Origin of the sequence: Lentzea kentuckyensis, from assembly GCF_002150765.1 — a bacterium.
GTDB classification, from domain to species: domain Bacteria; phylum Actinomycetota; class Actinomycetes; order Mycobacteriales; family Pseudonocardiaceae; genus Lentzea; species Lentzea kentuckyensis.
Genome location: NZ_MUYM01000055.1, coordinates 67,022 through 77,898, shown reverse-complemented (window position 1 = coordinate 77,898; position 10,877 = coordinate 67,022). Strand labels below are relative to the sequence as shown.

3 protein-coding genes and 3 pseudogenes are annotated in these 10,877 nt (G+C 70.1%); 3 read left to right on the top strand and 3 right to left on the bottom strand.

Annotated features, from left to right (window positions below; translation table 11 throughout):
* Positions 1-215 precede the first annotated feature (215 nt).
* The 3 genes from B0F77_RS25020 to B0F77_RS25010 are packed head-to-tail and all read left to right on the top strand — an operon-like array spanning position 216 to position 3,839.
* Positions 216-1,643: a glycosyltransferase gene (locus tag B0F77_RS25020; protein WP_086665422.1), complete on the top strand. Its 1,428-nt coding sequence runs from the start codon at positions 216-218 to the stop codon at positions 1,641-1,643.
* A complete protein-coding gene (locus B0F77_RS25015; RefSeq protein WP_086665421.1) occupies positions 1,640-2,701 on the top strand; it encodes a DegT/DnrJ/EryC1/StrS family aminotransferase in 1,062 nt (353 codons plus the stop codon). The genes B0F77_RS25020 and B0F77_RS25015 overlap by 4 nt, the downstream gene beginning before the upstream one ends.
* A 4-nt stretch (positions 2,702-2,705) precedes the next feature.
* Positions 2,706-3,839, top strand: coding sequence for a cytochrome P450 (locus B0F77_RS25010; protein WP_245848600.1), 1,134 nt, complete (start codon positions 2,706-2,708; stop codon positions 3,837-3,839).
* Between the two features lie 126 nt (positions 3,840-3,965).
* On the opposite strand, the pseudogene B0F77_RS50915 reads toward B0F77_RS25010, so the two are convergent.
* From B0F77_RS50915 to B0F77_RS50905, 3 pseudogenes are all read right to left on the bottom strand, one after another.
* Positions 3,966-5,042: pseudogene (locus B0F77_RS50915) on the bottom strand (alpha/beta fold hydrolase); the annotation flags it as partial.
* A gap of 330 nt (positions 5,043-5,372) precedes the next feature.
* Positions 5,373-7,826, bottom strand: a pseudogene (locus B0F77_RS50910) (SDR family NAD(P)-dependent oxidoreductase); the annotation flags it as partial.
* 111 nt (positions 7,827-7,937) lie between these two features.
* Positions 7,938-10,865: pseudogene (locus tag B0F77_RS50905) on the bottom strand (type I polyketide synthase); the annotation flags it as partial.
* Between the last annotated feature and the right edge of the window lie 12 nt (positions 10,866-10,877).

Sequence of the window (10,877 nt, the reverse complement as noted above, 5' to 3'; positions counted from 1 at the left end):
TCCGCAACCCGAATCGGCTTCAGTGTCAACCGCGATCACGAGAAAAACGCTCGAAAGTGGACGGCCAGTTGCCGAAGGTGTGAGAAGACTAGGGAATTCTCTCAACGTGCCAGGCTGACGACGACAGCTCGACACCTGATCGGCGACGATCCCCCCACCTACCCCCGGCGGCCGCCAGACACCCTGGCCCCCCAACCTGGTGGAGAGTGCGTTCCATGGCGACGACCCGGCGTCCTGTTCTGTTCGTCAGCTATCCGGAAAGCGGGCTGATCAATCCCCTGCTGGTGCTCGCGGGCGAACTGGCGAGAAGGGGCGTTCCCGATCTCTACTTCGCCACGGACGAGAACCGGCGGGAGGAGGTCGAGGCACTCTCCGCGAGCTCGCCGGTGTCGTTCGTGTCGCTCGGCGACGTGGACTCCGAGATGTCGGCGACCTCCTGGGAGGACACCGTCTACCGCGCGGTCACGCAGAAGTCGAAGGCCAAGGCGAACCAGGCGGTGATCTGCCAGACCTTCCGGCCCCGCGGCCGGATGGAGAAGTACGGGAAACTCGAGGCGGCCGTCGCGGCGCTCGATCCCGCCCTGATGGTGGTGGACAGCATCAGCCAGTTCGGCTACGAGGTGGCCATCACCACCGGAACCCCTTTCGTGCTCGGCGTTCCGTTCCTGCCCAGCAACGTGCTGACGACGCGCACGCACGTGGGCAGGTCCCACACCCCGCGGGACTTCCCGGTTCCGCATTCAGGCCTGCCGTATCCGATGAACCTCCGGCAGCGACTGGCCAACCAGCTGATGAAGATCCGGACGCTGCTCCCGTTCCTCACCCCCGCGATGCAGGAGCTCGTCAAGGAGGACGCCGAGCTGCGCCAGCGCCACGGCATCGCCCCGGAGGCGAAGGGCGAGATGGCACGGGTGGACCAGGCCGCCATGGTGCTGTGCTACTCGATTCCCGAGATGGACTACCCGTTCTCCCTGCCGGAGAAGATGCGGACCGTCGGGGCGCTGATCCCGCCGCTGCCGCAGGCACCGGGCGAGCACGAGCTCATGCGGTGGCTCGACGCGCAGGAATCCGTGGTGTACCTGGGATTCGGCACGATCACCCGGCTGACCCGGGAGCAGGTCGCGTCGATGATCGAGGTCGTGCGGCGGATGAAGCGGCATCAGTTCCTCTGGAAACTTCCCCCCGAACAACAGGACCTGCTGCCGCCTGGCGGGCAACTGCCGGCAAACCTCCGGATCGAGGCCTGGGTGCCGTCCCAGCTCGACGTGCTGGCCCACCCGAACGTGCGGCTCTTCTTCACGCACGCGGGCAGCAACGGCGTTCACGAGGGCCTGTACTTCGGCAAGCCACTGCTCACCCGGCCGCTCTGGATGGACTGCCACGACCTGGCCGTCCGCGTGCAGGACTTCGGCGTCGGCCTCATGTTGGACCGCCCGGACACGATCGACCCCGACGACGTGACCCACAAGCTGACCAGGATGCTCGGCGATCCCTCCTTCCGGCTGCGGGCGGAACGGATCGGGCAACTCCAGCAGGCCGCGGGTGGACGACGAGTCGCCGCAGACCTCCTGTTGGCCCTGCCCGCACTCACCGCCGCGCGCCCTCACGACGAGACACCGCTGCCTCAGGAGAAGACACCATGACGTTCCAGTACCCGGTCTCCAAGCCATCCCTGGGCGGGCGCGAGCACGAGTACGTCTTCAAGGCGGTGGACTCCGGCTGGATCTCGTCGCAGGGTTCCTACGTCGCCCAGTTCGAGCAGGAGTTCGCGCAGTACAACGACATCGCGCACGGTGTCTCCTGTTCCTCGGGAACCGCCGCGCTCACGCTCGCGCTCCGCGCGCTCGGCGTCGGCCCGGGAGACGAGGTGATCGTCCCGGAGTTCACCATGATCGCGACCGCGTGGGCGGTCACCTACACCGGCGCGACGCCGGTTTTCGTGGACTGCGGCGACGATCTGAACATCGACGTCGCCCGGATCGAGGAGAAGATCACCAGCAGGACCAAGGTGATCATGCCGGTCCACGTCTACGGCCGCCGCTGCGACATGGACGCGATCATGGCCCTGGCCCACGACCACGGCCTGCGGGTCGTCGAGGACTCCGCCGAGGCGCACGGCGTCCGGCCGGTCGCCGACATCGCCTGTTTCTCGTTGTACGCCAACAAGATCATCACTTCCGGTGAGGGCGGTATCGCGATCACCGACGACCCGTGGCTCGCCGGGCAGATGAGGCACCTGCGCGGGATGGCGTTCAGCGACGATCACAGCTTCCTGCACAAGAAGCTCGCCTACAACTTCCGGATGACGAACATGCAGGCGGCGGTCGCCCTGGCCCAGGTCGAACGGCTACCGGAGATCCTGGCCGGACGCCGCGAGATCGAGCGGCGCTACGACGCGGGACTGGCCGGCATCAGCGGCATCACGCTGATGCCGCAACGTGATGTGCTCTGGATGTACGACCTCCGCGCCCAACGTCGCGACCAGCTCCGCGAGTTCCTGAAGCGCAACGGCATCGAGACGCGGCTGTTCTTCAAGCCCATGAGCCGGCAGCCGGGCTACCTCGACCCGAACTGGCCGCAGCTCAACGCGAGCAGGTTCAGCGAGGACGGTTTGTACCTGCCCACGTACAGCGAACTCACCGAAGCCGACCAGAACCACATCGTCGGCAAGGTCCGGGAGTTCTACGAGACGGATGAGTGATCCCATGTCAGCACCGAACTTCCCGCCGCCGGACTACGCGCGCTTCCGGGAGCAGCCCGGCCTCACGCGGACCACGCTGCCCAACGGTTCCCCGGTCTGGCTCGTCGCCCGCTACGACGACGTCAAGGCGGTCCTCACCGACACCAGGATCAGCTCCAACCCGTCGCACCCCGGCTTTCCCAACCCCGGCCGCACCGGTGGGGTGCCGTCGCAGTCCGACGTGCCCGGCTGGTTCGTCGGCCTCGATCCGCCCGAGCACAACAGGTTCCGCAAGGCGCTGCTGCCCGAGTTCACCGTGCGGCGGATCAAGGAGATGCGACCCGCCATCCAGCGCATCGTCGACAACCTGATCGACTCGATGCTGGCCGAGGGCCCCACCGCCGACCTGGTCAGCGCGTTCGCACTGCCGGTGCCCTCCCTGGTGATCACCGACCTGCTCGGGGTGCCCTACGCCGACCACGAGTTCTTCGAGTCCAAGACCCGGACCATGGTCACCCTCTCGTCGACCGACGAGGAACGGGACGCGGCCGGCAAGGAGATCCTGCGCTACCTCGGCCGGCTGATCGCCATCAAGCGCCTGCGTCCCGGCGACGACCTCACGACGAGGTTGATCCACGTCGGCACGATCACGCCGGAGGAACTGGCCGGCGTCACGATGCTGCTGCTGATCGCCGGACACGAGACCACGGCCAACAACATCGCCCTCGGCGTGCTGACCCTGCTGATGAACCCGCAGTGGATCGGCGACGACCGCGTGGCGGAGGAGCTCATCCGACTGCACTCCGTCGCCGACATCGTGGCGTTGCGGACCGCGGTGGAGGACGTGGAGATCGGCGGTCAGCTGATCAGGGCCGGCGAGGGCGTCATTCCGCTGCTGGCAGGAGCCAACCACGATCCCGGCTCCTTCTCGTGCCCGGCGGAGTTCAAGCCTGACCGGCCAGAGCGGCAGCACGTCGCGTTCGGCTACGGCGCCCACCTGTGCCTGGGCCACAACCTGGTGCGGGCGGAGATGGAGATCGCGCTGAAGTCGCTGTTCGAACGGATCCCGACGCTGTCGCTCGCAGTCTCCCTCGACGAGCTGTCGTTCAAGTACGACCGGGTGCTCTTCGGCATGCACTCACTGCCGGTTCGCTGGTAGTTCCTTGCTCGAACACACACAGCCGTATCCCGGGCCCGGGATACGGCTGTTTCGTGCTGTGCGGAAGGTACTGCGCGAAACAGCCGGATCCCGGCGCACCACCTGGGTGGCGCGCCGGGAACGTCCTCACCCGACGGTCGTGATCAGCCAGTCGTCGATCGCCTCGGCGGTCAGCCCGGAATCCTCCATCGCCAGGGCGAAGTGGTCGGTCTGGACGACCCTGATCTCGGCGCCCGCGACCACCGGCTCGGTCTCGTCCCGCACGACCGGCTCGCCGTCGGCCAGCAGTGGCACCGCGCACTGGACCAGCAGCACGGGCGCACTGGTCGGATCCACCTTCAGCTCCGCCATCTTCGAGAACCAGTGCGTCATCGCCGACAGCCGCGTACTGGTCACCTTCACCGCCGCGTCGGACTCGTTCAGGTACATCCTGGTGAGATCGGCGAAGTCGGCCGAGCCGCCGGACCCGTGCGTGAGGCTCAGAGTGTCGAGCAGGATCACGGCGGCCGGCGGAATGCCCCAGGTGGCTTCCAGGATTCCCGCGGCCGCGTACGCGAGTGAACCGCCGGAGGAATGACCGGCGAGGACGAACGGCTGGCCTTCGCTCGCGTGCAGCACGCTCTCCGCGACGACCCTGCTCGCCGCTTCGGCCGTGGCCGGAAGGCTCTCCCCCGGTGCGAAGCCGGGCAACGGCACGGCCTGCACCGTCCGTTTGCCGCGGAAGTGGGCGGCGATGCGCGCGTACTGGTGCACGCCACCGGTCACCGTCGGTGAGCTGACGAAGATCAGCCTGGCCGGCGCCGGCCCCTCGGCGAGGGTGACCGGCTGGGGCAGCTCCATCAACGCGGCGGGGGAATCGAAGCTGGGCCGGGTGAGCGCGACCGCCTTGAGCATCTGCAGGCCCTCCTGCAGTTTCCCCGCCTCCATGGCCGCGAAGAACACTCCCTCGACGGTCTCTCCCCCGGTGTCCGCGGACCTGCGCTCGACCGGTCCCGCGTCCCCCAGCTCACCGTCCAGCCAGCGCGCCAGGAGACCGGGCGTCTTGTTGTCGAAGACCACTGTGGACGGAAGCCGGATCCCCACGGCCTCGCTCAGCTTGTTGCGCAGCTCGACCGCGATCAGCGAGTCGAAGCCGAGTCCGAGGAAGTCGCTCTCCGGCGTGACCGCGCCCTTGTCGGCGTGCCCCAGCAGCGCCGCGGCGTAGTCGATCACCAGGTCGCACAACGCGCGTTCCCGCTGACCGCCGCCGAGCTCGCGCAGCCGCTCCTGCAACGACACCGTCCTGCGGCTCGCGGCGGTACGTCGACCGGTCCGGATCAGGCCCTTCAGCAGGGCGGGCACCTCGCCCGTCACCGCGACCTGGCGCTTGCGCACGCCGAACGGAACGACCAGCGCCGCGTCGGTCGCCGTGGCGGCGCCGAACAACGCGAGGCCCTGCTGCGTGCTGATCGGGGGCAGGCCGCCCGACTTCATCCGCTCGACGTTGCTGCCGAGGACGGCTCCGGTCATGGTCGTGGCACGTTCCCACAACGGCCAGGCCAGGGAGATCGCGGGCAGTCCCGCGCTCCTGCGCTGGTAGGCGAGGGAGTCGAGATACACGTTGGCCGCGGCGTAGTTGCCCTGGCCGGAACTGCCCGTCACCCCGGCGAACGACGAGAAGAGGACGAACGCGGAAAGATCGCTGGTGAGCTCGTGCAGGTTCCAGGCACCGTCCACCTTGGGCTTCATCACCGCGTCGAGCCGTTGCGGCGTCAGCGATTCGACCACACCGTCGTCCAGGACACCTGCGGCGTGCACGACGACCTTCAGCGGATGCTCCGCCGGAATCCGCGCGAGCAGATCGGCGAGGGCGACCCGGTCGGCGGTGTCGCAGGCGGCGACCACGACCTCGGCACCGTGTCCGGCGAGCTCCTCGACGAGTCCGTCCTCGGCGACCCCGCCGCGGCTCGTCAGCACGAGATGCCGCATTCCCCGCTCCGTCACCAGGTACCGGGCGAGCTCGCTGCCCAGCCCACCGGTGCCACCGGTGATCAGCACGGTCGACTCGGGGTCCCACTCGCGCGGGATCGTCAGCACGATCTTGCCGACGTGCTTGGCGAGACTCATGAACCGGAACGCCTCCGGAGCCCGGCGCACGTCCCAGGTCCGCACCGGCAACGGCCGCAGGACACCTCGCTCGAACATGCCGACGAGCGCGGTGAGCATCCGCTGGATGTGGTCGGGATGCAACCGGCCCACGTCGAAGGCGTGGTAGGCGACACCCGGCAGGTCGTCCGGGTTCCGGAGATCGGTCTTGCCCATCTCCAGGAACCGGCCTCCCTCGCCGAGCAGCCTCAGCGAGGCGTCGACGAACTCACCGGTCAGCGCGTTGAGCACCACGTCGAGCCGGTCGAACCGCTGCTCGAACTCGGTCGTCCTGGACGAGGCGATCCGTTCGTCCGGCACGCCCAGGGAGCGCAGCACGTCCTGCTTGGCCTCACTGGCGGTCGCGAACACCTCGGCCCCGAGGTGCTGTGCGAGCTGGATGGCGGCCATGCCCACGCCACCTGCGCCCGCGTGCACCAGGATCCGTTCCCCCTCACCGAGTCCGGCGAGGTCGAGCAGGCCGTGGTAGGCGGTGAGGAAGACCACCGGAACCGACGCGGCGGTCTCGTCCGACCACCCCTGCGGCACCTTCACCACGAACCGCTCGTCGGTGACCGCCAGCAGTCCGAACACACCGGGGAACATCCCCATCACACGATCACCGGGACGCACCCCCACCACGTCGGGACCGGCGTCGACCACGACGCCCGCCGCCTCGGCACCGAAGATGCCGGCGTCACCGGGATACATGCCCAGGGCGTTCAGCACGTCCCGGAAGTTCAGGCCCGCGGCCGAGATCCGGATCCGGACCTGCCGGCCGGTCAACGGCTCCAGCACCTCGGGACACGGCACGAGCGTCAACGCGTCGAGGCTGCCCTTGCGGACACTGTCCAACCGCCACGGCACTCCCGCGGGCGGCACCAGCGCGCCGTTCGTGGCCGAAAGGGGCATCAGCCTGCCCACCTTCGCCACGCCCTCGCGCACCACGACCTGTGTCTCGCCGGCCTCGACCAGGCCCATCAGTCCGGGCACCACGGCGTGCGAAGCCTGCTCACCGTCGACGTCGACCAGCAGGAACCGGCCGGGGTTCTCCGACTGCGCCGACCTCACCAGGCCCCACACCGCCGATGCCGCGAGGTCCGGGACCGGTTCCCCGTCCCGCGCCGCGACCGCGCCGCTGGTCACGACGAGCAGGCGCGACCGCGAGAAGCGCTCGTCCGACAGGAACTCCTGCAGCAGGGCCAGCACCCGTGCGGTCGTCGCCCGCACGGTCGCCGGCGCGGAGTCCTCTCCGGACACCGGGACGACCACCACGTCGGCGAGGGCACCGCCCAGCGACTCGGAGTACGCGACGACCGGCTCACCGCGCATCTGCAGCACGTAGCCCAGGTCGAAGCGGTCCGCGCCGAGGATCGACCACGTGGCGGCGCCGGACGTGGTCTCCTCGGCGACGACCCAGTCGAGACCCAGCAACGAGTCCGCGTCCCCCCGGCGTGCGGCGGCCGCCTGGGGTGCCCGCATGACCAGCGACTCCACCGACATCACCGGCGCGCCCTCGACGTCCACCGCGCTGAGCGACAACGAGGCGGGGCCGGTCTTCACCAGCCGCACGCGCAACACCGAGGCACCGGAAGCGTGCAGCGTGACACCCTCCCAGGAGAACGGCAGTCCACCCCTGACCTCGAGCCCGGCCAGTCCTGCCGTCTGCAGCGCCGCGTCCAGCAGGGCGGGGTGCACACCGAACGCCTGCGCGTCCGCGGCCTCGCCGGGCAACACGATCTCGGCGAACACCACGCCGTCGGCGAGCCAGGCCGCCCGCACGCCCTGGAACAGCGGGCCGTAGTCCGCGCCGCGTTCGGCGTAGCTCTCGTAGAAGCCCGCCAGGTCGGCTTCCTCCGCGCCGTCCGGTGGCGGCCAGGACACGTCGTGCGGGCCCGCCTGGTCGTCGGCCGCGGTCATGGCTCCGACGGCGTGCTGGACCCAGTCGCCGTCCTCGCCCTCGCGCGCGTGAATCTGCAGCTCCCTGCGGCCACCGTCGTCGAGCGGGCCCACCCGCACCTGCAGCTGGACCGTGCTGGACTCCGGCAGTACGAGGGGCGTGGTCAGCGTCAGCTCCTCGACCCGGCCACAACCGGAGTCGTCACCGGCGCGGATCGCGAGCTCCAGGAATCCGGTTCCGGGGAACAGCACCACGCCGCCGATGCGGTGATCCGCGAGCCACGGATGCGTTGCCAGGGAAAGGCTGCCGGTCAGCAGCACCTCGTCCGCGCCGGCCACCGACACGGCGGCCCGCAGCAGCGGATGGGAGGTCGCACTCAGGCCGGCGGCCGACACGTTGCCCGCCGCCTGGCTGCCACCGGGCCAGAACCGCTGGTGCTGGAAGGCGTACGGGGGCAGATCCGCCTGGCGGCCGTCAGGCACCACGCTTCGCCAGTCGATGCCCACGCCCGCGACGAAAGCCTCGCCGAGGGCGGTCAGCAGCCGTTCCTCGGAGTCGTCGTCCTGCCGCAGCGTCCCCAGCACAGCCGCGTTCACGCCCGCGGCTTCCAGGGTGTCCCGCACGCCGATCGTCAGCACGGGATGCGGCCCGCACTCGATGAACACGCCGTGGCCCTGCTCCGCCAGGACCTCGACGGCTTCGTGCAGCCGGACGGTGTTGCGCAGGTTGTCGAACCAGTAGCCGGCGTCCAGCGCGGCCGGATCGACCCACCGCGCCGTCACCGTCGACAGCCAGGGCACCTCGCCCTGCCGCGCGGTGACACCGGCAAGAGCTTCCGCGAGTTCGTCGGCGAGCGCCTCCACCTGCGCGGAGTGGGAGGCGTAGTCCACCGGGATCCGCTTCACGTGGATCCCGTCGGCCCGGCATCCCTCCAGGAACTCGTCGATTTCGCCAGGGTCGCCGGACACCACGACGCTCGCCGGGCCGTTGACCGCGGCGACCGACAGGGCGCCCGCACGCCCGGCCACGACTTCCGGACTCGCGCCGACGAACGCCATCGCGCCCTTGCCCGACAGCACGCGCTTGATGGCCTGGCTGCGCAGCGCCACGATCCGGGCACCGTCCTCAATGGACAGCACCCCGGCCACGCAGGCCGCCGCGATCTCGCCCTGCGAATGCCCCAGCACCGCCGCGGGCACCACACCGTGCGATCGCCACACCGACGCGAGCGAGACCATCACCGCCCACGAAACAGGTTGCACGACATCGACCTCACCGAGGTCCTCCGCCTCGCGCAGCACCTCGGTCAGCGACCAGTCCACGTACGGCCGCAGAGCTTCCTCGCAGGCGGCGATGCTCTCGCTGAACACGGCAGAGGTCTCCAGCAGCCGCCGGCCCATGCCCCGCCACTGCGCTCCCTGGCCGGGGAACACGAGGACCGGGCGGCCGGCGCCCGGCACGGTCGTCCCCGCGGCCACTTCGGTGACACCGTCCGCCGTCGCGAGCAGGACCGCCCGGTGGTCGAACAGCGGGCGGTTGAGCAGCGACCAGGCGACATCGCGGCGCTCGCCACCGACCTCGCCGAGGCGCTCCACCGCGGCCGCCAACGCTTGCGCCGACTTCGCCGAGACCACCCACGGCGTCACCGGCGAATCCTCCACAGTGGACTGTTCCACCGCGGGAGCCTGTTCCAGGATCACGTGTGCGTTAGTCCCGCTGACGCCGAACGACGACACGCCCGCGCGGCGTGGCCGGTCCGCCTCCGGCCACGGCGTCGCCTCGGTGACCAGCCCGACCGCACCGGCCGACCAGTCCACGTGCGACGACGGCTCGTCGACGTGCAGGGTGCCGGGCACCACCCCGTGCCGCAGCGCCTGCACCATCTTGATCACACCGGCGACGCCCGCCGCGGCCTGGGTGTGACCGATGTTCGACTTGACCGACCCGAGCAGCAGCGGCAGGTCGCGGTCCTGGCCGTAGGTCGCGAGCAGCGCCTGCGCCTCGATCGGGTCACCCAGCACCGTGCCGGTGCCATGGGCTTCGACGACGTCCACGTCCCGCGCGGACAGACCGGCCCCGGACAGCGCCTGACGAATGACCCGTTGCTGGGCCGGCCCGTTCGGCGCCGACAACCCGTTGGACGCACCGTCCTGGTTCACCGCGGAACCGCGGACGACGGCCAGCACGCGATGGCCGGCGCTGAGCGCGTCGGACAGCCGCTCGACCACCAGCATGCCGATACCCTCACCCCACCCGGTGCCGTCGGCGGCGTCGGCGAACGCCTTGCACCTGCCGTCGCTCGACAGCGCGCCCTGGCGGGAGAACGCGGCGAAGTTCATCGGCGTCGCCATCACCGTGACGCCACCGGCCAGCGCGAGCGTGCACTCACCCCGGTGCAGGGCCTGCGCGGCCAGGTGCAGGGACACCAGCGAGGACGAGCACGCCGTGTCGACCGTCATGGCCGGTCCCTCGAACCCGAAGGTGTAGGAGACGCGGCCGGAAAGCACGCTGGCCGCCAGACCCGTGCCGGCGTGCCCCTCGACGTCCTCCTCCGACCCCAGCACCGCGTGGGCGTAGTCCTGGCCGTTGGTGCCGACGAACACCCCGGTCCGGCTGCCCCGCAACGACTGCGGGTCGATCCCGGCGTGTTCGACCGCCTCCCACGAGATCTCCAGCAACAGCCGCTGCTGCGGATCCATCGCCATCGCCTCACGCGGGGAAATCCCGAAGAACCCGGCGTCGAAGCCGGCTACCCCCGGCAGGAACCCGCCGTGGTAGGTCGCGGGGGCGTCGTCGTGGGTCAGCAGACTCAGGTCCCAGCCGCGATCCTCCGGAAGCGGGCCCATCGCGTCCCGCCCGGACACGACGAGGTCCCAGAGCTCGTCCGCGGACCTGACGTCACCGGGGAACCGGCAGGCCATCCCGACGATCGCGATCGGCTCGTGCCTGCCCGACTCGACCTCCTCCAGGCGCCGGCGCGTCTCGTGCAGGTCCGCGGTGACCCACTTGAGGTA